Origin of the sequence: Burkholderia sp. 22313 (genome assembly GCF_052045245.1) — a bacterium.
Classification (GTDB): domain Bacteria; phylum Pseudomonadota; class Gammaproteobacteria; order Burkholderiales; family Burkholderiaceae; genus Burkholderia.
On record NZ_JBQEON010000026.1, the window covers coordinates 1 to 24978 of the forward strand.

General features: G+C 67.2%; 22 protein-coding genes and 1 pseudogene. 8 read left to right on the forward strand and 15 right to left on the reverse strand.

Annotated features, from left to right (window positions below; genetic code table 11):
* Positions 1-1344, forward strand: a 1344-nt coding sequence (proP, locus tag ACTJKF_RS20895) for a glycine betaine/L-proline transporter ProP (RefSeq protein ID WP_440625700.1), incomplete at its 5' end; no start/stop codon positions are given.
* Positions 1345-1425: 81 nt separating this feature from the next.
* Here the strand turns inward: proP and ACTJKF_RS20900 are convergent.
* The 6 genes from ACTJKF_RS20900 to ACTJKF_RS20925 form a co-directional block, all read right to left on the reverse strand.
* Entirely contained in the window at positions 1426-2250 is an 825-nt protein-coding gene (locus ACTJKF_RS20900; RefSeq protein WP_440625702.1) for an alpha/beta fold hydrolase, read from the reverse strand.
* A 213-nt stretch (positions 2251-2463) separates the two neighbouring features.
* On the reverse strand, positions 2464-4023 hold the full coding sequence (locus tag ACTJKF_RS20905; RefSeq protein WP_440625704.1) for a methyl-accepting chemotaxis protein: 1560 nt from the start codon (positions 4021-4023) through the stop codon (positions 2464-2466).
* A 117-nt stretch (positions 4024-4140) separates the two neighbouring features.
* Positions 4141-5232 carry a lactonase family protein gene (locus tag ACTJKF_RS20910; protein WP_440625706.1) on the reverse strand — a complete coding sequence of 364 codons (1092 nt, stop codon included), beginning with the start codon at positions 5230-5232 and terminating at the stop codon, positions 4141-4143.
* Between the two features lie 92 nt (positions 5233-5324).
* Positions 5325-6677 carry a TRAP transporter large permease gene (locus ACTJKF_RS20915; RefSeq protein ID WP_440625708.1) on the reverse strand — a complete coding sequence of 451 codons (1353 nt, stop codon included), beginning with the start codon at positions 6675-6677 and terminating at the stop codon, positions 5325-5327.
* Between the two features lie 4 nt (positions 6678-6681).
* Positions 6682-7260, reverse strand: a complete 579-nt coding sequence (locus ACTJKF_RS20920) for a TRAP transporter small permease (protein WP_440625710.1) — start codon at positions 7258-7260, stop codon at positions 6682-6684.
* Positions 7257-8243: a TRAP transporter substrate-binding protein gene (locus tag ACTJKF_RS20925; RefSeq protein ID WP_440625711.1), complete on the reverse strand. Its 987-nt coding sequence runs from the start codon at positions 8241-8243 to the stop codon at positions 7257-7259. The genes ACTJKF_RS20920 and ACTJKF_RS20925 overlap by 4 nt, the downstream gene beginning before the upstream one ends.
* A gap of 485 nt (positions 8244-8728) precedes the next feature.
* On the opposite strand from ACTJKF_RS20925, the gene ACTJKF_RS20930 reads away from it, so the two are divergent.
* On the forward strand, positions 8729-8923 hold the full coding sequence (locus ACTJKF_RS20930) for a hypothetical protein (protein ID WP_440625713.1): 195 nt from the start codon (positions 8729-8731) through the stop codon (positions 8921-8923).
* A gap of 117 nt (positions 8924-9040) precedes the next feature.
* Here the strand turns inward: ACTJKF_RS20930 and ACTJKF_RS20935 are convergent, their stop codons facing one another.
* On the reverse strand, positions 9041-9721 hold the full coding sequence (locus ACTJKF_RS20935; RefSeq protein ID WP_440625715.1) for a GntR family transcriptional regulator: 681 nt from the start codon (positions 9719-9721) through the stop codon (positions 9041-9043).
* 327 nt (positions 9722-10048) lie between these two features.
* Entirely contained in the window at positions 10049-10948 is a 900-nt protein-coding gene (rarD, locus tag ACTJKF_RS20940; RefSeq protein WP_440625717.1) for an EamA family transporter RarD, read from the reverse strand.
* 555 nt (positions 10949-11503) lie between these two features.
* Here rarD and ACTJKF_RS20945 point away from each other — a divergent pair.
* Positions 11504-12445 carry a dihydrodipicolinate synthase family protein gene (locus ACTJKF_RS20945; protein ID WP_440625719.1) on the forward strand — a complete coding sequence of 314 codons (942 nt, stop codon included), beginning with the start codon at positions 11504-11506 and terminating at the stop codon, positions 12443-12445.
* Positions 12446-12571: 126 nt separating this feature from the next.
* Here the strand turns inward: ACTJKF_RS20945 and ACTJKF_RS20950 are convergent, their stop codons facing one another.
* The gene (locus ACTJKF_RS20950; protein ID WP_440625720.1) at positions 12572-12823 is read right to left on the reverse strand and encodes a hypothetical protein; all 252 of its coding nucleotides are present in this window, start codon (positions 12821-12823) and stop codon (positions 12572-12574) included.
* Between the two features lie 349 nt (positions 12824-13172).
* On the opposite strand from ACTJKF_RS20950, the gene ACTJKF_RS20955 reads away from it, so the two are divergent.
* Entirely contained in the window at positions 13173-13766 is a 594-nt protein-coding gene (locus tag ACTJKF_RS20955) for a helix-turn-helix transcriptional regulator (protein WP_440625722.1), read from the forward strand.
* Between the two features lie 6 nt (positions 13767-13772).
* On the opposite strand, the gene ACTJKF_RS20960 is transcribed toward ACTJKF_RS20955, so the two are convergent.
* Positions 13773-14495: a TetR/AcrR family transcriptional regulator gene (locus ACTJKF_RS20960; RefSeq protein WP_440625724.1), complete on the reverse strand. Its 723-nt coding sequence runs from the start codon at positions 14493-14495 to the stop codon at positions 13773-13775.
* Between the two features lie 52 nt (positions 14496-14547).
* Here ACTJKF_RS20960 and shc point away from each other — a divergent pair, with 52 nt between their 5' ends.
* On the forward strand, positions 14548-16602 hold the full coding sequence (shc, locus tag ACTJKF_RS20965) for a squalene--hopene cyclase (protein ID WP_440625852.1): 2055 nt from the start codon (positions 14548-14550) through the stop codon (positions 16600-16602).
* Positions 16603-16640: 38 nt separating this feature from the next.
* On the opposite strand, the gene ampC is transcribed toward shc, so the two are convergent.
* Both ampC and ACTJKF_RS20975 read right to left on the reverse strand, forming a co-directional pair.
* Positions 16641-17810: a class C beta-lactamase gene (ampC, locus tag ACTJKF_RS20970; RefSeq protein ID WP_440625726.1), complete on the reverse strand. Its 1170-nt coding sequence runs from the start codon at positions 17808-17810 to the stop codon at positions 16641-16643.
* 293 nt (positions 17811-18103) lie between these two features.
* On the reverse strand, positions 18104-18571 hold the full coding sequence (locus ACTJKF_RS20975) for a hypothetical protein (RefSeq protein WP_440625728.1): 468 nt from the start codon (positions 18569-18571) through the stop codon (positions 18104-18106).
* Between the two features lie 407 nt (positions 18572-18978).
* Between ACTJKF_RS20975 and ACTJKF_RS20980 the strand changes: the two genes are divergently transcribed.
* Positions 18979-19113 carry a hypothetical protein gene (locus ACTJKF_RS20980; RefSeq protein WP_006750603.1) on the forward strand — a complete coding sequence of 45 codons (135 nt, stop codon included), beginning with the start codon at positions 18979-18981 and terminating at the stop codon, positions 19111-19113.
* 4 nt (positions 19114-19117) lie between these two features.
* Here the strand turns inward: ACTJKF_RS20980 and ACTJKF_RS20985 are convergent.
* The 3 genes and pseudogenes from ACTJKF_RS20985 to ACTJKF_RS20995 all read right to left on the reverse strand — a co-directional run.
* Positions 19118-19360 (reverse strand): annotated as a pseudogene (locus ACTJKF_RS20985) (YncE family protein); the annotation flags it as partial.
* 64 nt (positions 19361-19424) lie between these two features.
* Positions 19425-20327, reverse strand: a complete 903-nt coding sequence (locus ACTJKF_RS20990; RefSeq protein WP_440625731.1) for a LysR substrate-binding domain-containing protein — start codon at positions 20325-20327, stop codon at positions 19425-19427.
* Positions 20328-20466: 139 nt separating this feature from the next.
* Positions 20467-21912: a purine-cytosine permease family protein gene (locus tag ACTJKF_RS20995; protein ID WP_440625732.1), complete on the reverse strand. Its 1446-nt coding sequence runs from the start codon at positions 21910-21912 to the stop codon at positions 20467-20469.
* Positions 21913-22296: 384 nt separating this feature from the next.
* On the opposite strand from ACTJKF_RS20995, the gene ACTJKF_RS21000 reads away from it, so the two are divergent.
* Complete coding sequence (locus ACTJKF_RS21000) at positions 22297-23445, forward strand: aromatic ring-hydroxylating oxygenase subunit alpha (RefSeq protein ID WP_440625734.1); 1149 nt, start codon at positions 22297-22299, stop codon at positions 23443-23445.
* A 26-nt stretch (positions 23446-23471) separates the two neighbouring features.
* Positions 23472-24932: an NAD-dependent succinate-semialdehyde dehydrogenase gene (locus tag ACTJKF_RS21005; protein ID WP_440625736.1), complete on the forward strand. Its 1461-nt coding sequence runs from the start codon at positions 23472-23474 to the stop codon at positions 24930-24932.
* Positions 24933-24978: the final 46 nt, after the last annotated feature.

Here is a 24978-nt window from a genome sequence, read left to right on the forward strand (position 1 = left end):
GCGATGGAATGGTTCGACTTCGGCGTCTACAGCTATATCGCCGTCACGCTCGGCAAGGTGTTCTTCCCGTCCAGCAGCCCGTCCGCGCAGCTGCTCGCGACCTTCGGCACGTTCGCGGCCGCGTTCCTCGTGCGCCCGCTCGGCGGCATGGTGTTCGGCCCGCTCGGCGACCGCATCGGCCGCCAGCGCGTGCTCGCCGCCACGATGATCATGATGGCCGTCGGCACCTTCGCGATCGGCCTGATCCCCAGCTACGCGTCGATCGGCATCCTGGCGCCCGTGCTGCTGCTCGTCGCCCGCCTCGTGCAGGGCTTCTCGACCGGCGGCGAATACGGCGGCGCCGCCACCTTCATCGCCGAGTTCTCCACCGACAAGCGCCGCGGCTTCATGGGCAGCTTCCTCGAGTTCGGCACGCTGATCGGCTACACGCTCGGCGCGGCCACCGTAGCGATACTGACGGCGACGCTGTCGCAGGACGCGCTGTTGTCATGGGGCTGGCGCGTGCCGTTCTTCATCGCCGGCCCGCTCGGCCTCGTCGGCCTGTACGTGCGGCTCAAGCTCGAGGAAACGCCCGCGTTCAAGAAGGAGGCCGAGGCGCGCGAAGCGGACGAACGGTCGCGCCCGAAGCAGTCGTTCGGCACGCTGCTCGTCGAACAGTGGCAGCCGCTGCTGCAGTGCGTCGGTCTCGTGCTGATCTTCAACGTGACCGACTACATGGCGCTGTCGTACCTGCCGAACTACCTGTCGGCGACGCTGCACTTCAACGAAACGCACGGCCTCTTCATGGTGCTGCTCGTGATGGTGCTGATGATGCCGATGACGGTTTATGCGGGCCATCTGTCGGACCGGCTCGGCCGCAAGCCGGTGATGATGTTCGGCTGCGTCGGCCTGCTCGTGCTGTCGGTGCCGGCGCTGCTGCTGATCCGCACCGGCGGGATGGCGGCCGTGTTCGGCGGGATGCTGATCTACGGCACGCTGCTGTCGACCTTCACCGGCGTGATGCCGTCCGCGCTGCCCGCGCTGTTCCCGACGCGGATCCGCTACGGCGCGCTCGCGATCGGCTTCAACGTGTCGGTGTCGCTGTTCGGCGGCACGACGCCACTCGTCACCGCGTGGCTCGTCGATCGTACCGGCGACCTGATGATGCCGGCCTACTACCTGATGGGCGCGTCGTTCATCGGCATCGTGTCGGTGCTCGCGCTGCGCGAATCGGCACGGCGGCCGCTGCCCGGCTCCGCGCCGTGCGTGGCAAGCCGCGCGGAAGCGCAGGACCTGATTCGCCGCGGCGCCGACGAGGGCCGCGTGCGCGACCGCAAGTTCACGCCGATCGGCGAACGCGCGTAACGCCAGGCGTTGCGTCGTCATGCATCGTCACGCGATGTCGCGCGGCACACGCCGCCGGCATCGCGCACGTGACTGTCAGTGTCAGCCCGCCGCGAGCGCCTGTTCGTCGAACCAGTCGAGCAGCATCCGCGTGACGAACGCCGGGTTCTCCAGGTTCGAGATATGGCCGGCCTCCGGCACCAGCGCGTGGCGGCAACCGATCACGCTCGCCATCTTCACCGTCTCCGACGGCGGGCGCGCCATGTCGCCCGCGCCGCACATCAGCAGCGTGCGTGCCGCATCCAGTTCGGCAAGCGCCGGGAGCGTATCCGGCCGCCCGAAGATCAGCCGGCCGAGCGGCACGATCGATTCCCGCAGCCGGTCGGCCGGCAGGTTCGCGAGCGCGGCACGAAACGCGCTCGGCACCGGGTCGGCCAGGTTCACGTCCGGCCGGAAGAACAGCGGCACGATCGCATCGAGCAGCGGCGGCACGATGCAGCCGGCGGCCGCGATCGCGTCGAGCATCCCGAAGTAGCGCAGCCGCGTCGCGTCGGGCTCGGCCTCGAGCGACGCATCCATCAGCACCAGCGAGCGCACGCGCTGCGGTTCGCGCAACGCGAGCCGCGCGCCCCACATCCCGCCGACGCTGAGCCCGACGACCGCGCACTGCTCGATCTCCAGCGCGTCGAGCAACGCGCTCGCGTGCGCGGCGAGATCGTCGAGCGTTTGCGTGCCGTCCGGCAGCGGACCCGACGCGCCATGCCCCCACAGATCCGGCACGATCACGCGATAGCGGCTCGACAACGCATCGATCTGCGGCGCCCACATCGCCGCATCCCACAGATAGCTGTGCCCGAGCAGCACCGGAAACCCGGTGCCGTGATCCTGGTAATGCAGCGTATTGCCTTGAACGATTCGAGTGGGCATCGGGCCTCCGGGTATGACGACGAACGGCAGCGGCCCGCAAGCGGGCGCCGGGTCAGCACGCGTTGCGAACAACGCGGCGCCGCGCATCATCGCACAGGTCGGTGACAGCGCGAACGACAAATCGCGGCCGCTTCGCTCCGCAACGCATCCGTTCGCCAGGTCGCCGCCCGGATACCGGCCGATTGCATCGACAAGCCCGGTGTGTCGCCCCGTTCACGCCACCCGCGCGATCCGGAACACCGACATCGCCGTCTGCATCGCGCTCGCCTGCTGCTCGAGCGCCGACGCGGCGGCACTCGCCTGTTCGACGAGCGCCGCGTTCTGCTGCGTCATCCGGTCCATCTGCGTGACCGTCTGGCCAACCTGGTCGATGCCCGCGCTCTGCTCGACGGTGGCCGTCGTGATCTCGGTCATGATCGTCGCCACGCGCCGCACCGACGACACGATTTCGCCCATCGCCTGCCCCGCCTGCGTCACGAGCGCATTGCCGTCGCGCACGTCGTCGATCGACGCGCCGATCAGTTGCCGGATCTCGCGCGCGGCGCTCGCGCTGCGCTGGGCCAGCGTGCGCACCTCGCCCGCGACGACCGCGAAGCCGCGCCCGTGTTCGCCCGCACGCGCCGATTCGACCGCCGCGTTCAGCGCCAGGATATTGGTCTGAAACGCGATGCCGTCGATCATCCCGGTGATTTCCGCGATCTTCTGCGAGCTCGTGTTGATCACGCCCATCATGTCGACCGCGCGGCCGACCAGTTCGCCGCCATGCTGCGCGCGGTCCGCCGCGCTCGCCGCGAGCGAGCTGGCCTGCTGCGCGTTGTCGGCGTTCTGGCGCACCGTCGAGGTCAGCTGCTCCATGCTCGCGGCCGTTTCCTCGAGCGACGCGGATTGCTGCTCCGTGCGGCTCGACAGGTCGAGGTTGCCCGCGGCAATCTCGCGCGCGGCCGTGTGGATCGCGTCGCTGCTGTCGCGCATGCCGGTGACCGTCGTCGCGAGACCCGCCTGCATCCGCTTCATCGCGGCGAACAGCTGACCGATTTCATTGCGGCCGGCATCGGGCACCGTCACGGTCAGGTCGTTCGATGCGATCCGGTCGAGCAGCGCGGCCGCGTTCGCGAGCGGCCGCGCTACGATCGCGCGCAGCGCGACGTGCGTCGCGGCGATCAACGCCAGCGCGAGCGCAACGCCGATCCCGACCATCGCGATGATCCGCGTGTAGGCGGTGTTGTCTGCATCGATCGTGTCTTCCGCCAGCTGGTTCGCCGTGCGCTGGAATGTCTCGACGTTCGCCGAATACACCTGGCCGGCGCGCGTGATCTCCTTGTCGTTGATCTCCGCATACGCGGCGGTGTCGCCGTTGCGCAGCGCATCGGTCGCGCGGGCGAGCACGCTCGCGAGATGCATCGACGATTCGACCAGCGCCTGCTTCAGGCCGGCGCCGAGGCTGCCGATCGGCGCGCCATCCTTGAACGCCTGCGTTTCCTTCGCGGACAAGTCGAACGTCCGCTGCGCGCTTTGCAGCGCTGAATCGCGCTGCGCCGGGTCGTTGTGTTCCTTCAGCGCCGAATACGCGCGCACGAGCGCCGAGCGGGTACGCGTGCTGTCCTTGTATGCGTCGTTGACGAGCGACGTCTGCGCCGCGATGTCGTGCAGGCGCTTCGCGTTCGTGTTCGCGCTGCCGAGCGCAACGATCCCGACGATGCCGCCGACGACGATCATCGCGGCAAACATGGCCAGCACGGCGAGCAAGCTGGTTCCGACCTTCATATCGCGCATGGTGAATCGACTCTCGAAGTTGTCCCTTGTCGGTTAACGACAGCCGCTTCTCCAACTTGAGCCGATCCACCGGGATTTCACTGCGCGATCGTGCAGCCCGTCGCGCAGCAGGCCGAATCAGTTCGTCCCGTCGTACGTGACGATCTCGACCCAGTTCGCGCCCTTGCCGACCGGATACTTGCCGATCGCGTCGAGGCGCCCGGTGCGTGCGTCGATGCGGTACACGGCAAGCGTCGGCGACAACTGCCCCGCCGCGAGCAGAACCTTGCCCGACGGATCGATCGCGAAGCCGCGTGGCTGCCGCTCGGTCGCGAACGTGCCGACTCGCGCGAGCTTGCCCGACGCCGCATCGACACGGTAGGCGGCCAGCGTGCTCGACGTGCGCTCCGACGCATAGAGGAATTTGCCGTCCGGCGTCAGATGCAGGTCCGCGCCCCATGGCTTGTCGCCATGGAAATCCGCCGGCAGGATCGACACCGTCTGGATCGGCCGCGCATCGGCGCCGCCGTGCGACAGCGCAATGACATGCAGCTTGCCGTCGAGTTCGTCGATCAGGTACGCGAACCGCCCGTTCGACGAGAACACGAAATGGCGCGGACCCGACTTCTCCGGCAGCCGATACGCGGGCTCTCCCGTGTCGGTCAGCTTGCCGGTCGACGCATCGAACGGCAACCGCAGCCACGCATCCGCGCCGAGCACCGACGCGAACGCGTAGCGGCCGTCCGGCGACTGGCGAATCGCGTGCGCCATCGGGCCGGTCTTCACCGTCTGCTGCACGTCGCCGGCCACGCCGTTCTCGCCGATCCGGTTGACCGCGAGCAGATTGCCGCCATACGACGCGGAGAACAGGTAGCGGCCCGACGCGTCGGTCGACACGTACGCCATGCTGTCCGCGAGCGGCGAGCGGCCCAGTTCGATCAGCCGCCCGTCGAGCGGATTGATCGCGAAGCTGACGACGCGATACGGCGTCGAGCGCAGCGCCGCATAGAGCCGCAGATGATCCGGCGACAGCGTCATCGGCATCACGGTGCCGTCGACCGGCACGGTTTCGATCGCGCGCAGCGCGCCCGTCGCCGTGTCGACCCCGAACACCGAGATGTCGCGACTGTCGCTGTTCGATACGTACGCATAGGTCGCGGCGTGCGCGAGCGACGTGGCCAGCGCGAAGGCGGCGGCCGCGACGGCGCGCCATGCTGTTTTCTTGTTCATGCAGGTTCGCTGTGTGGGATGGAAAAACGTCGACGTGATGACGGCGCCGGACCACCTCGGTCGTCCGGCGCCGCAATGGGCAACGCAAACGGTCAGAACACCGCGTGCCCGCTGATCAGGCTCGGCAGCCAGGTGGAGAAGAACGGCAGGTACGTGACGATGTTGATCGCACTGAAGATCGCGAGGTAATACGGCCACGCCATCTTCGTCGTCTCGCCGATCGACACGTTGCCGATCGCGCAGCCCACGAACTGCACCGAGCCGATCGGCGGGTGCACGAGGCCGAGCGAGCAGTTCAGGAGCAGCATGATCCCGAACTGCACCGGCCCGACGCCGCACGCCATCGCGATCGGCAGGAACAGCGGCGTCGTGATCAGGATGTGCGCGGCCATGTCGACGAACGTCCCGAGGAACACCTGGATCACGTTGATGTACAGCAGCATCAGCCAAGGCGCCGCGGTCGACTGCTTCAGCAGCCCTTCGATCGCATCCGGAATCTCCAGGTACGACATCTGGAAGCGCAGCATGTTGGACACGGCGATCAGCAGCAGCACGACGCCCGTCGTGCGCGCCGCATGCGACAGCGCGCGGCGCAGCTTCGCGACGGTCAGCGTGCGGTACACGACTGCGGTCAGCACGAGCGAATACACGACGGCGATCGCGGCGGCTTCGGTCGCGGTGGCGATGCCCTTCGCGACGCACACGAGGATGATCGCGATCACCATCAGGCCCGGCACCGCGCCGACGAAGCTGCGCAGCACCGCATACCAGCCCGGGAACGACGGCAGCGCGGACGAACCGTCTTCGCGGCGCGGATAGCCGTGACGCACGGCCTGCCAGTACGCGGCGGCGAGCACGAAGCCCATCACCCACAGCACCGGCAGGAGGCCGGAGAACAGCAGGTCGCCGATCGACACGCCGCTCACCTGCTGGCCATGCAGCATCCCCGTGATCCCCTGCGCGGCGAACGCGTAGATGATCATGTTGGTCGACGTCGGCATCAGTGCGCCGGCGAGCGACGCGTGGGTCGTCACGTTCACCGCATACGCCGCGCTGTAGCCTTCGCGCTTCATCAGCGGAATCACCACACCGCCCATCGCCGACGTATCGGCCGTCGGCGAGCCCGACACGCCGCCGAACAGCGTGCACGCGACGACGTTGGCCATCCCGAGGCCGCCGCGGAAGTGCCCGACGGTGGCCTGCGCGAAGCGCAGGATGCGATCGGCGATACCGCCGTGCAGCATCAGCTCGCCGGAGAAGATGAAGAACGGCACCGCGAGGAACGAGAACGCGTTCATCCCCGAGATCATCGACTGCATCGCGGTTGCGATCGGCAGCCCTTCGACCAGGTAGGTCAGCACGCAGGCAAGCCCGAGCCCGAATGAAACGGGTACACCCAGCACGAGGAATATCAGAAAACTGACGGACAGGATCGCGAGTTCCATGGCGTTATTGTCCCGACGAAGAACGACGAAGCGCGAGCAGGTGCTCGAGCGAGAAGAGGATGATGGCGATCGCCGCGGGAATCGTGATCAGGTAGCGCACGCCTTCGGGCAGCCCGATGATCGGGATGCGGTCGCCCATCGTCTCGGCGGCCATGCTGCCGCAGCCGACCATGATCGCGATCGCGAACGCGATCAGGCTCAGGTGCTGGATCGCGATCACCGCCATGCGCGGGCCCGCCGACAGACGCCGCACGAGCGAGTCGAGACCGATGTGGCCGCCGTCGCGCACCTTCATCGCCGCGCCGAACATCGCGATCACGATCACCAGCAGCAGCGCGATCGGCTCGACGAAATCCGGCGCGTTCTCGAACACGTAACGCATCACGACCGCGTAGAACACCAGCAGCGTGAGCGCCGCGAGACACAGCGACGCGACCACCGCCAGCGCGCGGAACAGCAGGTCGTTCACGCAGCGCAGCAGGGGCGCCGCCGCGCGCGGCCGGCACGGTGCCGCCGCGTCCGCGGTGGCGCCGTCCGGCGCGCCCACCGCCGCCGCGCCGTTCAGGGAAGTGCGACGGGTCACTTGGTGGCCTCGATCTCGTCGACGATCTGCTTCATCTGCGGCGTCTTTTCATACTTGGTCCACAGCGGCTGCATCGCCTTCACGAACGCCGCGCGATCGATCTGCGCGGCCGGCAGGATCTTCGCGCCGCCCTTCGTCACCGTCTGCTGCGCCGAGGCCTCGCGCGCGGTCCACAGCTTCTGGTAGTACGGCACCGAATCGGCCGCGGCCTTCCTGATCGCGGCCTGTTCCTGCGGCGACAGCGTGTCCCAGATCTTCTTCGAGAACACCAGCACTTCCGGCGTCATCGCGTGCTGCGTTTCCGAGTAGTCGGGCGCCACTTCGAAGTGCTTGGTTTCCTCGTACGACGGCAGGTTGTTTTCCGCCGCGTCGACGAGGCCCGTCTTCAGGCCCGTGTAGACCTCCGCGAACGGCATCGGCGTCGGCGTGCCGCCCATCGCCTTGATCTCGTCCACCATCAGGTCCGATGGTTGCACGCGCACCTTCAGCCCCTTCATGTCGGCCGGCGTGCGCACCGGGCGCTTCGCGTAGATCGAGCGCGCGCCGCTCTCGTAGAACGTCAGCGCGACCATCCCCTTCGCCGAGAACGCGTCGAGAATCTTCTGGCCGGCCGGGCCGTACATCGCCTTGCGGAAATGGTCGACATCGCGGAACAGGAACGGGAACGACGGGATCAGCGATTCCGGCACGATCTCGTTGAACGACGCGCCGTTCACGCGCGCCATGTCGATCGCGCCGATCCGCACCTGGTCGACCGTGTCCTTCTCCGAACCGAGCGCGCTGTTGCCGAACACCTTGATCGAGTCCTTGCCGCCCGTCAGCTTCGACAGCTCGTCGCCCATGTACTTGACCGCCATGTTGGTCGGGAAGCTGTCGCCGTGCACGTCCGCCGAGCGGAACACGCGGGCCTGCGCAGACACCGCGAAGCCGGCCATCAGCGCGACGGCCAGTGCGGTACGGGAGCGGGTGAATCGGTGCTTCATCGTCAGTCTCCTTGCGGGTTGCTCGTTGTTTGGCGGCGATCCGGCGGCATCCGCCTGCGTCGATGCACGGCGTTCGCCCGGTCGCAGTCATACGTTGTATGACGTGTTGGGGCGAATGTACGTCGGTTAATCGTTTAACTCACTTGGTGCATACCCCTATAAGCGCCTCTGTAGCGGGGTTTCGGCTGGAACAAGGAAAAAGCCTTCTCTGTTTGGCGGATGCTCGGCGAAACGTTTTCCGGAAAGCGGCCCGCATTTGAATCGGCACGCGGGTGCGTCGTTTTCCCCGTACCGAGCGCCATCTTTCACCTCCATTCCCCTAGTTGTAGGATGACTGACTGCGAAGTCACCATGGGGGAAAGGGCACGGCGCGCCTGTTTGTGCGCGCTTCCGGCATGCGCGTCGGCGACGGCTCGCATGTCATCGCAGCGGGCACGTGCGATGCGTGCTCGCTGCGACATTGGAAACGCGACAGGAGGTGTGCGATGCAGACGAGCAAAACGTCAGCGGGACAGCGTCAGGACACGCCGTTGAACCCGGGCGACGAAGGACCGCCCGATGCGCCGGGCGTCGGTGAGGATCTGTGTGGTGTTTGCCGCGGTACCGGGATGGTGGAAGGACAGCCGTGTATGGTGTGCGGCGGGACGGGGAAGGTGTTGCAGGGGATTGGTGGCGGTTAGGCGCACGTGATGCATGCAGGCGGGATCGGCGATGCGGGACGGCCCGCGCATTGCATGCGCCCCCGCTTCCGCGCTAGACGCTAGTGCCGCCACGGCGCCTGAACGATCTCGACGCGCTCAACGACCCAGCCGCCGGTCGCGCAGGAACGCATTCAACTCCCCGCCCGCATGCTCGATATGACGCTTGAGGAGCGACGCCGCCGAGCGCGTGTCGCCCTTGCGGCACAACGCGACCAGCTCCGCGTGTTCGGATTCCGCCACATCGCGCGCGGCCTCCGACAACGACAGCTGCACGCGCGTGTAGCGGTCGGTCTGTTGCAGCAGCGACGCGACGATCGCCGCCGTCTTCGGCTGCTCGGCGCGCGACAGCAGCAGATGATGCAGTTCGGTGTTCAGTTCGCCCCAGCGTCCGGACTGGCTCGCGTGCAGCACCGCACTGTATTCCGCGAGGATCGCGTCGAGCCGCGCGAAATCCTCGGCGGTCAGTTTCGGAATCGACTTTTTCAGCAGCACGGGTTCCAGCAGCGCACGCAATTCGAACAGTTCGGTGATGTCCTCCGGGGACAGCTCCGAGACGATCGCGCCCTTGTGCGGCAGGATCTTGACGAGCCCTTCGCTCTCGAGCTGCACGAGCGCTTCGCGCAGCGGGATGCGGCTGATGCCGAGCTCGGTGGCCAATGCATCCTGGCGAAGCTGATAGCCGTCGACGTACTCCCCCGTCAGGATGCGGCGGCGCAGTTCATTCGCCGCGGCTTCGGCGCGCGTGGCGTAGACAAGAGCAGGGCGTTTCTCGTTCATGTTGCGGTTCGGACGGGGGGATGGCGGTCAGGCTGGCGCCGGTGTGGCGCCGGATATTGCATATTTTCTACAATATTAGCAGAGGGGTCGTGCAGTCGAGCGTTGTCGGCCGCCTATCGTCGCGCCGCCGCGCCATTCTTGCGGCCAGCAAAAAAGGGGCTTCGTGGATTTCCGCGCATGTCGCTTGCCGACCCAAAGCGGCGGCCTTACGTAGAGTCGCATTGACAAGACGTCTGTCTCCGGACCTCGGCGGTCGTTCGCGCCTGCGGGGTCGCCCCGACAGGTTGATTCAACTTGGGCGCCCCCCCTCGGGTTTTGACACAGCCGCTACCGACCTCCACTCAAGCTGCCCTGCCGCGCAGCTGCCAGCGTACCGCGCAGCCCTTCGAACGAGTAGAGCGCGAGCGCTACCCAGATTGCGCCGTAGCCGATTGCGCGCACCGACCCGAAAGGCTCGCCGTAGATCAGCACGCCGACGAGGAGCTGGAGCGTGGGCGTCACATATTGGATCAGGCCGAGCATCGAGAGCGGGATCCGTCGAGCGGCAGCCGCGAAGAGTAGCAGCGGCACGGCCGTGATAGGCCCGGCGGCAGCCAGCAGCAGTTGCAGGCCGAGCGGCGCATGTGTGAAATGGCTCGCGCCGGCCATGCCGATCGTCATCAGATAGACGATCGCCACGGGAAATAACAGCACCGTTTCGAGCGCGAGGCCTTCGAGCGCGCCAAGCGTCGCAGTCTTGCGCAAGAGGCCATAGCCGCCGAACGTCAGCGCGAGCGCGAGGCTGATCCACGGCGGCGCGCCGTTTTGCCAGGTGAGCCACGCCACGCCGAGCGCCGCAAGCGCCACCGCGCACCATTGCAGCGGGCGCATCCGCTCGTGCAGGAAGACGAAACCGAACAACACGTTGATAAGCGGGTTGATGAAGTAGCCGAGGCTCGCCTCGACGATATGCCCCGCGTTCACGGCCCAGATGTAGATGCCCCAGTTGGCCGAGAGCAGCATGGCACTCGCGGCGAAGCGGGCGATCAGGCGCCTGTCGCGCAGCGCGGGACGCAGCCACGCCCAGTGGTGGCGCACGACAAGCACGGCGAGGATGAACACGAGCGACCATGCCATGCGGTGGGCGAGTATTTCGAGCGCGGGAATCTGGTGGAGCGTCTTGAAGTAGACGGGAAAGAGCCCCCAGATGACGAACGCGGAAAAAGCGTAGACGATGCCGGAATTCATGGTTGGTTGTAGTTGGCGCGGTGCGCGTGGTTGGTGCGAAGCGGCGTTGGTGGCAAAAAATTTCGTGCAGATTTCACCCGGCCCGGTGCCGATCAGCCGGTTTTGCGACGATAGCCGATTTTGTCCGCCAGCCTTCGCCGCTGTCTAGCCTGGCGCGACGGACGCGTGCCTACCGAACGCCGGCCGAACGCGGAAGGCCGCCAAACGGAGGCAGTAAACGCCGCAAGAAACATTGCGCCACATCATCGGGATGCGCCCGCGATCCCCGTCGGAGGCCGCTGCAACACGGTTCCCCGCCGTCCCTGACACCCCCAAAGAACCCCCTCCGTCACGCCCCTTTTATTTTATATTGTATAAAATATGCGATCTAGCTAGAATGACTTCCGTCGATGGCTGACTCTCGGGCGGAACCGGAGGCAACGTTTCGGCACCGAGGCAAACAAGAGGTGGCCAGCCGCCGTCCGGATCGCAAGAAGCACGAACGAGACGGCGCGCGCGCATGCAGCCCACGTTGCCAGCAATGGCAGTGACCCTATCTGAATGTGAGGAAACGAGATGAGCGACAACATTTTTACCGGCACCATTCCGGCCCTGATGACTCCGTGCACCGCTGACCGTCAGCCGGATTTCGACGCGCTGGTCAAGAAGGGCAAGGAGCTGGTGGCACTTGGCATGCGCGCCGTGGTGTACTGCGGCTCGATGGGCGACTGGCCGCTCCTGACCGAAGCGCAGCGCCAGGAAGGCGTCGCGCGCCTGGTCGAAGCCGGCGTGCCGACGATCGTCGGCACGGGCGCGGTCAACTCGAAGGAAGCCGTGTCGCACGCCGCGCATGCCGCGAAGGTCGGCGCACATGGCCTGATGGTGATTCCGCGCGTGCTGTCGCGCGGCGCATCGCCGGCCGCACAGAAGGCGCACTTCGCCGCGATCCTGAACGCCGCGCCGAACCTGCCGGCCGTGATCTACAACAGCCCGTACTACGGCTTCGCGACCCGCGCCGACCTGTTCTTCGAACTGCGTCGCGCACACCCGAACCTGATCGGCTTCAAGGAATTCGGCGGCGCCGCCGACATGCGCTATGCAGCGGAGAACATCACGTCGCAGGACGACAGCGTCACGCTGATGGCCGGTGTCGACACGCAAGTGTTCCACGGCTTCGTGAACTGCGGCGCAGCCGGCGCGATCACCGGTATCGGCAACGCGCTGCCGCGCGAGGTGCTGCAACTGGTCGACCTGTGCAAGAAGGCCGCGCAAGGCGACGCAGTGGCGCGCGTGCGTGCGAAGGAACTCGAAGCGGCGCTGGCCGTGCTGTCGTCGTTCGACGAAGGCTGCGATCTGGTCCTGTTCTACAAGCACCTGATGGTGCTGAACGGCGACAAGGAATACACGCTGCACTTCAACGAAACCGATGCGCTGAGCGACGCGCAACGCAACTATGCGGAAGCGCAGTACACGCTGTTCCGCAACTGGTACGCGAACTGGTCGAAGACGATCGCGTAAGCGGCATCAGCGGTATCGCGCGATGCGGTCGTGCAACGGCCGCATGATCGAAAGGGAATGCCACGGATCGTTCCGTGGCTTTTTTCTGAGTGCGCGTTCGCGATCGCATCGACGCAAACGTCCGCCCTACTTCCCCTCCCTGCGCCGCGACTCTATCTCGTCGATCTTCGCGAGCAGCGCGTTGCCGAGTTTCGTCAAGTTGCGCGGCATGGCGGGGATCGCCAGCAGCGCTTCGATCCGCTCGCGCCAGTAACTCGGACGACTCACGCGCATCGCATCCGGCATCGCCACGACGCCGGTATCGGCATCGCTTTCCAGCAGCGCGACCATTTTTTCAATATGACAGAGCTCGCGCTCCACATAGTCTCTTGTCAGCATGTGCTTGCACCCCCGAGTCACGAAGTTCGCCTGATCTGTGGCCGGCGCGTTGCCGCAAGGTCTGTGCCCGGCTTGCCGTGCACGCATCCCGTCACGGTACGCGCGCACCGTGTCAGAACATCGCCTGTCGCGCGATGACTTCGTTCATACATCGGATCAATGCCCTCCCGATATTCCGTTGCCGATCGTAGACACTGCGCCTCGCGCCGACATCCCCAAAATTGAGGACGCTTGCTAGAATCGATCGCACCGCATCCGCGCGATACGCTGGCGTGCACGGCCCGGCGAACGCGATGCGACGCACGCGCGGCACGCACGAGCCGGCACGTGCGGCAACCGGGGAACGGGGATGTCCAGGATACGCACGGCCGACGAGTCGATCGCGGCGCTCGACGCGCTGCCGCGTGCGGTGATCGTCGTCGACGACACGCTGCACGTGCGTTATCTGAATGTCGCCGCGATCGCGCTGCTCGAGGAATCGACGGACATCCGCATGCACGCCGATCGGCTCGTGCCGTGGGCGCCGCAGGTCGCGACACGGCTCGCGCAGCGCGTGAGAGAGGCATGTTCGCCGCAGCCGAGCGTCGATCCGTTGCCGCTCCACGCGCTCGACCGCGAGCAGCGCCCGACGCTCGAAACCCATGTCGTGCCGCTGCAGCCGCACTTGACCGTGCCGCTCGATCGCGACGCGCGACCGCTCGCGATGCTGCTGTTGCGGCGGCCGTTCCAGCGCATCGCGCGGCCGGATGCGGACGCGCGTCCGTTCGCGCTCACGCGCGCGGAAATGGCCGTCGCGACCAGCCTCGCCAGCGGGCTGACACCGGCCGAGTACGCGGCATGCAACTGCGTGCGGATCAGCACGGTGCGCATTCAGATCAAGGCGATCTTCGCGAAGACGGGCGTGAGGCGGATCGCCGATCTCGTCGCGTTGTTCGGCGCTTGAACACGCTCAGGTGCGCCGGGCGCGCGCACCCTTGATCTTGCCCGTGCCCGCCGGCATCTCGCCGGCGGTCATCCGGTCCAGCAGCCGGACGATCTCCGCGCGCAGCTCGGCGGAAATCTCCACGCTATCGAGCAATTCCGAAATCCACAGCCCGTCGGCCGCGAGCCGGCAGATCATCAGCATCGCCGCCTGCTCGAGCGGCACCGGGTCCGGCCGCGTCCACTCGCGCATCGGCACCGACCAGCGCGCACGCGTGTCCTGCTCGGTGATCATCGACGCGACCAGCACGCGCAGCACATCGGTGCTCGCGGCCGGCTGCGTGGTGTCGAGCACCGCATGCAGGTACGCGCGCGCCGCGGCGCCGTCGCCGTGCGGATCGGCCGCGCGGCGCGCGTCCATCTGCGTCGCGAAGCGCTCGGTCGCCCGCCCGAACAGCGCATCGAGCAAGCCCTGCTTGTTCGCGAAGTGATACTGCAGCGCGCCTTTCGTCACGCCCGCGCGCTCGGCCACCGCGTCGAGCGTCAACGCAGCCACGCCGTGACGGGTCGCGATTTCCGCTGCGGCTTCCAGCAACTGCGCGCGCACCTGCTCGGGCGCCTTTTTTCGCCGCACGCCGGCGACGGGCGCGGGCGCCACGTCTGTCGCGCCGAAGGCCCGCACGTCGGCCGGGTCGGCCGGGTCGGCGGGCGTGGAAAGGTCGCGCGGAGCGGGTTCGAGGCGTTTTTTCATGACGGCGATGTTAGCACCCGCGGTCTCCGGATAAACATTCCATCCGGATGGTATTATCCGCCGCATGAACAAACCCGCCCCTTCTCCCTGGTCCGCGCTCGACACCGCGATCGCTCGTGGACGCGACGCGCTGATGCGTCTTCAGCAGCCTGACGGCAGCTGGTGTTTCGAACTCGAATCCGACGCGACGATCACCGCGGAATACATCCTGATGATGCATTTCATGGACAAGATCGACGACGCGCGCCAGGAGAAGATGGCGCGCTACCTGCGTGCGATCCAGCGGCTCGACACGCACGGCGGGTGGGACCTGTACGTCGACGGAGACCCGGACGTGTCGTGCAGCGTGAAGGCGTACTTCGCGCTGAAGGCCGCCGGCGACAGCGCGCAGGCACCGCACATGATCCGCGCGCGCGACGCGATCCTGAAGCTCGGCGGTGCGGCGCGCGCGAACGTGTTCACGCGGATCCTGCTCGCGACGTTCGGCCAGGTGCCGTGGCGCGCGGCGCCGTTCATGCCGATCGAATTCGTGCTGTTCCCGAAGTGGGTGCCGATCTCGATGTACAAGGTCGCGTACTGGGCGCGCACGACGATGGTGCCGCTGCTCGTGCTGTGCTCGCTGAAGGCGCGTGCGCGCAACCCGCGCAACGTCGCGATTCCCGAGCTGTTCGTCACGCCGCCCGATCAGGAGCGCCACTACTTTCCGCCCGCGCGCGGGATGCGCCGCGCGTTTCTCGCGCTCGATCGCGTCGTGCGTCACGTGGAGCCGCTGCTGCCGAAACGCCTGCGGCAACGCGCGATCCGGCATGCGCAAGCGTGGTGTGCGGAACGCATGAACGGCGAGGACGGGCTCGGCGGGATCTTTCCGCCGATCGTGTACAGCTACCAGATGATGGACGTGCTCGGCTACCCGGACGATCATCCGCTGCGCCGCGATTGCGAGCACGCACTGGAGAAGCTGCTGGTCACGCGGCCTGACGGCAGCATGTACTGCCAGCCGTGCCTGTCGCCGGTCTGGGACACCGCGTGGAGCACGATGGCGCTCGAACAGGCGCGCGGCGTGGCCGTGCCGGACGCCGGCGCGCCTGAGCGGGCGGATGCGCGGCAAGAACTCGACGCGCGCATCACCCGCGCCTACGACTGGCTCGCCGAGCGCCAGGTGAACGACCTGCGCGGCGACTGGATCGAGAACGCGCCCGCCGACACGCAACCGGGCGGCTGGGCGTTTCAATACGCGAATCCGTACTACCCCGACATCGACGACACGGCAGTCGTCACCGCGATGCTCGATCGGCGCGGCCGCACGCATCGCAACGCGGACGGCTCGCATCCGTATGCGGCCCGCGTCGCGCGCGCGCTCGACTGGATGCGCGGGCTGCAGTCGCGCAACGGCGGCTTCGCGGCCTTCGATGCCGACTGCGACCGCCTGTACCTGAACGCGATCCCGTTCGCCGATCACGGGGCGCTGCTCGATCCGCCAACCGAGGACGTGTCGGGCCGCGTGCTGCTGTGCTTCGGCGTCACGAAGCGCGCGGCCGACCGCGCGTCGCTCGCGCGCGCGATCGACTACGTGAAGCGCACGCAGCAGCCCGACGGCAGCTGGTGGGGGCGCTGGGGCACGAACTACATCTACGGCACGTGGAGCGTGCTGGCCGGGCTCGCGCTCGCGGGCGAGGATCCGTCGCAACCGTACATCGCCCGCGCGCTCGACTGGCTGCGCGCACGGCAGCACGCGGACGGCGGCTGGGGCGAGACGAACGACAGCTACCTCGACCCGGCGCTCGCCGGCACCAACGCCGGCGAAAGCACGTCGAACTTCACGGCATGGGCACTGCTCGCGCAGATGGCGTTCGGCGACTGCGAATCCGACTCGGTGACGCGCGGCATCGCGTATCTGCAATCGGTTCAGCAGGACGACGGGTTCTGGTGGCACCGCTCGCACAATGCGCCGGGCTTTCCGCGCATCTTCTATCTGAAGTATCACGGCTATACCGCGTACTTCCCGCTGTGGGCGCTCGCGCGTTATCGGCGTCTGGCGGGCGGCGCGGCATCGGCCGGCGCGCGCGCCGCATCTGCGTCGACGGCAGCGGACGCCGCGCTCGCCTGAGCCGCGATGACGCGCCGCACGCGCGGCCACGGCGCGCGTTACGGCTTGCCGTTCAGCGCCTCGACGATTCGGTACGCGGCCTTCACGCGATCCTCGATCGGGAAGCTGCGGTTCGCGAGCATCACGATCGCGAGCCGCTTCGCCGGGACGAACGCGACATAGGTGCTGAAGCCGTTGGTCGAGCCCGTCTTGTTGATCCACGTGTCCGCGCGCGGCGCGAGCGGCGGCTTCAGTTCGGTCGCGGGCGTCGCGTCGTGAAGCATGCGCGGCCCGTTCCCTTCGAGCAGGGTCGGCAGCGCGACCGGATACGGATACTGTTCCCAGATCAGGTCCTGCGTGAACGCGCCTGCACGGAAATAGCCGGTGTGCGTGCGTTCGAGCGCGCGCTGCAGACGCGGCGCCGTTTCGACGAGCCCCATGTTCGCCTGCACGAAGCGCAACAGGTCGGCCGCCGTCGTCCTGACGCCGTACGCCGGCTGCCACAGCATGCCGCCCGTCATCCGGATCGGCTTGCCGTCCTGCGTATAGCCCTGCGCATAGTCGGCCTGACGCGCGGCGGGCACGTCGATGTAGGTATGCGTCATCCCGAGCGCGGGGAACAGCCGCTGTTCCATCAGCGTCGCGAAGTCGCGGTTCATCGCCTTCGCGGTGAGCTGCCCGAGCATTCCGATCGCGACGTTCGAGTACGTGCGGCGCGTGCCCGGCGCGTACGCGGGCTGCCACGCGTCGAGATAACGCGTCAAGGCCGCATCGTCGCGGATGCTGTCGGGCACCTGCAACGGCATCCCGCCCGGCGTGTGCGTGCCGAGCTCGAGCAGCGTCACGCCGCCGAACGGCTTGCCCTGCAGCGCGGGCAGGTACTTCCCTGCCGGATCCGACAGCGACAGCTCGCCGCTCTCCTGCGCGTCGGAGGCGAGCGTCGCGGTCAGCGTCTTGCTGACGGAACCGATCTCGAACAGCGTGTCGCCGGTCACGGGCCGGCCGGTTTGCGTCGACATCACGCCGTAGTCGAACACGTAGGGCTTGCCGTCGGCGACGATGCCGATCGCCATGCCGGGAATCGCGAACTGCTTCATCAAGGGCGCGACGTGGCGCGTCACGGTGTCGTGAATCTCGTCCTGCGTGGCGGCGGCCGCGCGGCCGGCCGTGGCGGCGGCGCACGCGGCGACGCACAGGGTCGCGGCGATGCGGATCGCGTTGAAGCGCATGGGTACGGTTCCTTCGATTTCCGGATGGTTGCGTGAACAACGGCTGTCGGCGCGCCGCGTGCAGGGCGCGGCAGCCGGCCTGCCGAAGCAGGACTATCCGCCGCCAGCCGCTCGCGAACAATCGACGATATGTTGCACGAGCCTAAAGAAAATCTTATGCGGACACGAACCGGCCACGCGGATATCCGTCCGGCAACCGGTCGAGAAACGCGAGCATCGCGACCCCTTCGATCGAGACGAGCCCGCGCTCGCAATGCGCGGGGTGACGCCGCGACGCGGCGTCGTGCGGACCATCAGGCCCGCGTCGACACCAGCCCGCCGGACGTCGAGCCGCCCGCCTTCTCGATGGCCTGCGCGAGCTGCGCGATCGCCATCGACAACGCGGCGGAAATCGAGCTGGCTTCCGCGCTCAGCGACTGCTGCTCGATCGCGGCGGCCGGATCGTTCTTCGCGTGCTGCGCGGCTGCCGCCATCTGCTGCTGCAGCTGCGCGAGCTGTTTCTGCAAGCGCTCGATGAGTTGCTTCAACTGCGCGACCGCGGGATCCGCGGCCGAGGATCCCGATGCGCCGAGCGTCTGCCCCGTGTCGCCTGCCGGCGCGGCGCCGCGCGCCGACGTCCTGGTTGCGCCGCCGGTCGGCGACGACCCGGCGGCCGAGCCCGTTGAAGCGGCCCCGACGCCGACGCCGGCGCCGGACGGGTTCGCGGTCGCATTGCCGGTCGCAAGCGGGGTTGGGGCGGCGGAATTGAGATCGATCTGCATCGTGTCGGTCCGTAATGAAGGAGCCATTCGGGTCGGTTGAACGGGGAAATACCTTGCAACTCGTTTACGGTATTTGTCCGATAAAACTTTAGCCCGGCCTTGCACGCGGCACGTGCGCGCCCGCGCAGCGCTTGCCGCACGGCATCTCGCGGGCAGGGCACTGATTGTCACGAAGGGGCCAGAATGACTCCCGCTCCACGCTGGTAAAATCGCCGGCTGGCCGGCTGCGGCGCACGCCGCCTGCTGCCGGCAAGACCTCGCGGACACCCCCGCCCCGGCACACGCCCGGTCGCGCGCGACACGCGATGCCGTCCGGCGCCGCGGTCGCGCGTGCCTCGCACCCGCATCGACACGGCGCGCGACAACTTCGGCGCACGCCCTTCACCCCGCATTTCGAGGAATTCACGATGGCCCGCATCGGCGCCTTCTGCCTGACCACGTGGCTCGCGGCCGCGATTCTCTATTTCGGCCAGCATTCGGTCGCGATGATCGCGCTCAGCGGTGTGGTCGTGTTCGGCGGTTTCGACCTGCTGCGTCCGTAACGACGGCGGGCGGCGACGCGAGATAGATGTCGTGCCCGTCGACGCGCTGGTACTTGCCGTCGTTGCCGGACGCGATCCAGTCGGCCGCGTGCGCGGCGACGGCGGTGGTGACGAGCGTCAGCGCGGCGAGCAGGCGGGCGTGACGCAGACGAAAGGGATTCGAACGCTTGGGGGGCGGTTCTCCGGATCGGTGGCAGGCGCAAGGCCTGGCACGACCCTGCTGCTCGACGGGCCGGTGCAAGCGCATGATGCCCGAAAGCGCCCCAAACCGGCGTCTCGCGCTCGCCGCCCAGGCCGTGCGCGAGCCGGCCTCACCCGCCGAGCTTCTCCTTCAGGAAATTGACGCACGCGCGCACCTTCGCGGATTGCGCGAGCCGCGCCGGATACACGGCCCATACGTTGGCCGGCTGCGTGACGCCCGGCAGCACGCGCTGCAGCCGGCCCGCGTCGATCAGCGGCTGCACGTCCCAGATCGAGCGCAGCACGATCCCGCGCCCGGCCAGCGCCCATTGCACGGCCACCTCGCCGTGATTGCTCGACAACGGCCCGCTCACCTGCACGGACACCGTCTCGCCGCGCGCGTCGAGCCGCCACACGCCGAACGGATGGTCGCGCTCCTTGATCGCGAGACACGCGTGCGACGCGAGATCGCCGACCTGCTTCGGCGTGCCATGCCGCGCCAGATAGTCCGGCGACGCGCACAGCACGCGATGGTTGGTCGCGAGCTGCTTCGCGATCAGGTGACCGGCGATCTCGTCGCCGATCCGCACGTCGACGTCGAAGCCCTCGGCCGCGACGTCGACGAGCCGGTCGAACAGTTCGAGCCGCACGTTGAGCTGCGGATACTGATCCGACAGCTCGGCAATGGCCGGCGCGACGACGTTGCGGCCGAAGCCGAAGCTGCTCGACACGCGCAGCGTGCCGCGCGGCACGCGACGCGTCGTCGAGACGTCCTCGACCAGATGCTCGACGTCGTCGAGAATCTTCTCGGCCCACACGACCACGCGCTCGCCGGCATCCGTCACCGACACGCGGCGCGTCGACCGGTGCAGCAGGCGGATGCCAAGGCTCGACTCGAGCATCCCGACCCGCTTGCTCACATACGACGACGACATCGCCAGCGCATCGGCCGCCGCGCTGAAGCTCGCCTTGCGCGCGACCATGCAGAACACGCGCAGGTCGCCGAGCTCCGGCATCGCACTCGTCTCGTTCATCGAGTGGCTCCGGCCGAAGCGGGCTGGCCGACACCGTCGCAGCGCTGCATGCAACGGCGCACCGCCGCGATCGACCTTGGCGCCCGTCTCAACGACTCACGCAGCGCTTCGTCGACACATCGCTCAGCATGGCTCACGATCAGTTCAACCCGCGATCGGCCGCTTCGACGAGCTTGCGTTCCGCTTCGGTATCGAGCGAACGGCACGCCCACAGATAGACGAGCGCGGCGACCGGCAGGCCGATCAGCATCGCGATGTCGGTGCCGCCGAGCGCGCGGGCGACGGGGCCCGAATACATCTCGGTCTTGAAGAACGGGATCATCGCGACGAAACCGACCGCATACGCGGTCAGGCCGCGCCAGTTCCAGCGGCCGTAGATGCCGCGCGGATTGAAGATCTCGCGCACCGAGTAGTGCGTGTGCCGCACGAAGAAGAAGTCGACCAGGTTGATCGCGGTCCACGGCGTGAACAGGTAGCCGAGGATGCCGAGGAAGTCGCCGAACTTGCCCATGAAGTTGTCCGACGCCGCGAACGCGAGCGAGGTCGCGACGAACGCGACGATCAGCAGGCTCGCGACGCGCTTGCCCGCGCTCGACTTCAGCGGCCGGAACGAATCGGTGATGCTCAGCAGCGTCAGCGACGCGCCGTAGAAGTTCAGCCCCGTGATCGCGAGCAGCCCGAGCAGCGACAGCAGCAGCGTGACCGACCCGAAGCCCGGATGGATCGCGTCGCCCGCACGCTGCACGGCATCGGCGATCTCGATCTTCGAATTCAGCGCGGCCGCGGCGGTGCCGACCAGCATCATCCACGCGCCGCCGATCAGCGCGCCCGTGAAGGTCCACCAGAAGGTTGCGCGCACACCGGTCGTCGGCGGCAGGTAGCGCGAGTAGTCCGACACGTAGATCGACCACGACAGCTGATACGCGGCGGCCGCGAACAGCTGCACGAGGAACGGCGTCGCCTTGAAGCCCGCGAACGACAGTTGCTCGGCCGGGAACGGCACTTTCACGCAAATGCCGACGCTGAACACCGTCAACGCGATCAGCAGCGCGATCGCGAGCCAGCGCTGCGCCTTGTGGATCAGGTCGTAGCCGAACACCGCGAGGCCCACGGCGATCGCGGTGAACACGATATAGCTGACGTGCGGCTCGGTGCCGAGCAGGTGGTGCGCGGTCTGGCCGGCCATCAGCTGGTTGAACGAGTTGTAGCCGATGTACGTGACGAGCGCGACGACCCACACGAGCAGCGCCCCCATGTAGCCGAACTGCGGGCGCGACTGGATCATCTGCGGCAGGCCGAGCTGCGGGCCCTGGCTCGAATGGAACGCCATGAAGAACGTGCCGAGCAGGTTGCCGATCAACACCGCGATCGCGCTCCACAACAGATTCCCGCCCATGCTGACGCCGATCGCGCCGCACGCGATCGTCGCGAGGTTCGCGTCGCCGGTAAACCAGACCGGCCACAGATGCCATGCCTTGCCGCGCCGCTCCGCGAGCGGCACGTAGTCGATCGAACGCGCCTCGATACGCGATTTGCCCCGCCCCTCGTCCATCGAGATGGCGTCGGCCACTGCTTGCTGTCTCATGTCTCCTCCATTGCGTCTGACGGCGGCGGTCACGCGCCGCGCCGCCGCCGGATGCAAGCCCGGCAGCAGCACGACCGATCATCGGACACCGGCAACGTTACTTTCAGTTAACAATGAACTACCAGTTAACAATGGTACGCAGTTCATCGTGTCGCCCGTACTAGCGCATTCGCCTATTGACGCATCTCTAAATTACGCAGATTTGTGATTTTCAGCAACGATCAGACAAATTCCGCCATCGGCATCCGCTGTCTGTTGCGAATATCGGGATAACCCTGATCCCAATCGAGGCGCAGATCTCCTATATTGTGTTAACTGTTAGTTTTAACGTAACCATCAGTTAATTTCAATACACCGTAACCGCGATCCAATCGCCCCGACGCCATGACCTACCTGCCGATCGAATTCCATCAGAAGCCCAAGCTGCCGAACCTGCCGGCCGATTTCTGCTCGAACCCGGAACTCGCCTGGACGATCCCGAAGACCTATTACACGTCGCAGGAAGTGTTCAAGGCCGAGGAGGAGAAGATCTTCGCCGACACGTGGATCTGCGTCGCGCACCGCAGCGAGCTGGCCGAGGCCAATCAATATGTGACGCGCGAAGTGATCGGCGAGAACATCCTGATCGTGCGCGGCAAGGACAAGGTGCTGCGCGCGTTCTACAACGTATGCCCGCACCGTGGCCACCAGCTGCTCGAAGGCAGCGGCAAGGCGAAGAACGTGATTACGTGCCCGTACCACGCGTGGGCGTTCAAGCTCGACGGCGCGCTCGCGCATGCGAACAACTGCGATCACGTGCAGGCGTTCGACAAGGAAAATTCGAGCCTCGTGCCGGTCAAGGTCGAGGAATACGCGGGCTTCATCTTCATCAACCTGAACCCGGACGCCGGCACCGTCGAGGCGCAACTGCCCGGCATGCAGGACCGCCTGCGCGCCGCGTGCCCGGTGATCGACGACCTGAAGCTCGCCGCGCGCTTCGTGTCCGACACGCCCGCGAACTGGAAGTCGATCGTCGACAACTACCTCGAGTGCTATCACTGCGGCCCCGCGCATCCCGGCTTCTCCGACTCGGTGAAGATCGACCAGTACGACCACACGCTGCACGGCAACTGGACGGTGCAGTTCGGCCACGCGCGCTCGTCCGAGCGCTCGTTCAAGCTCGATCCGTCCGTGAAGGACCCGAGCTTCCAGGGCTTCTGGGCGTGGCCGTGCACGATGTTCAACGTGCCGCCGGGCGCCGACTTCATGACCGTGATCTATGAATTCCCGGTCAACGCGGAAGTCACGCTGCAGCACTACGACATCTACTTCCTGAACGAAGAGCTGACCGACTACCAGAAGAACCTGATCGAGTGGTACCGCAACGTGTTCCGCCCGGAAGACCTGCGCCTCGTCGAGAGCGTGCAGAAGGGGCTGAAGTCGCGCGGCTATCGCGGCCAGGGCCGGATCATGGTCGACCAGCGCCGCAGCGGCATCAGCGAGCACGGCATCGCACACTTCCACCACCTGCTCGCGCAGAAGTATCAGGACTGACCTTTCGCTCCAGGACGACACCGAACATGACTTCCCTTCAACAACCGGGCCTGCTGCGTGAGCAGGCAACCATCGCCGGCGCGTGGCGCGGGGCCGACGACGGCGCCGTGCTCGACGTCACCAACCCGTCGACGGGCGAACTGATCGCGCGCGTGCCGAACATGGGCGCGGCCGAGACGCGCGCCGCCATCGACGCCGCGCACACCGCGTTCGCGAGTTGGCGCAAGACCACCGCGAAGGAGCGCGCGCGCCTGTTGCGCAACTGGTTCGAGCTGATCATGGCGCGCCAGGAAGACCTCGCGGTGCTGATGACGCGCGAACAGGGCAAGCCGCTCGCGGAAGCGCGCGGCGAGATCGCGTACGCCGCGTCGTTCGTCGAATGGTTCGCCGAGCAGGCCAAGCGGATCGACGGCGACGTGATCCCGAGCCCGAATCCCGATCAGCGCCTCGTCGTGACGAAGGAACCGGTCGGCGTGTGCGCGGCGATCACGCCGTGGAATTTCCCGGCGGCGATGATCACCCGCAAGGCCGCGCCCGCGCTCGCCGCCGGCTGCACGATCGTGATCAAGCCGGCCAACGAGACGCCGCTGTCCGCGTTCGCGCTCGCGGCGCTCGCCGAGCAAGCGGGCATTCCGCCCGGCGTCGTCAACGTCGTGACCGGCAAGTCGCGCGAGATCGGCGCGGAAATGACGTCGAGCCCGCTCGTGAAGAAGCTCACGTTCACCGGGTCGACCGAGGTCGGCCGGCTGCTGATGCGCCAGTGCTCGGACACCGTCAAGAAGATGTCGCTCGAGCTCGGCGGCAACGCGCCGTTCATCGTGTTCGACGATGCCGATCTCGATCGCGCGGTCGAAGGCGCGCTGCAGTCGAAGTACCGCAACGCGGGCCAGACCTGCGTGTGCGCGAACCGCTTCTTCGTGCACGACTCGGTGTACGACGAGTTCTGCCGCCGCTTCGCGGCGCGCGTGGCGGCGTTCAAGGTCGGCGACGGCTTCGACGCCGACGTCAACATCGGGCCGCTGATCAACGAGGCCGCGCGCGACAAGGTCGACGGCCTCGTGCGCGACGCGGTCGCGGGCGGCGCGCGCGTGCTGGTCGGCGGCACGCCGCATGCACGCGGCGGCAACTTCTACGCGCCGACCGTGCTCGCCGATGCGAAGCCTGGGATGGCCGTGCTGACCGAGGAAATCTTCGGGCCCGTCGCGCCGGTCGTGCGCTTCACGAGCGACGACGAAGTCGTGCGCCTCGCGAACGATTCGATCTACGGGCTCGCCGCGTATTTCTACAGCCGCGACATCGGCCGCGTGTGGCGCGTCGCCGAGCAGCTCGAATACGGGATCGTCGGCATCAACAGCGGCCTGATCTCGAACGAAGTGGCGCCGTTCGGCGGCGTCAAGCAGTCCGGCATCGGACGCGAAGGATCCAAGTACGGGATCGACGATTTCCTGTCGATCAAATACCTGTGCATGGGCGGCCTGAGCGCCTGATTCCGTTTCGCGCGCGCGGCGGGCTGCGGCCCGCGCGCCGCGGTTT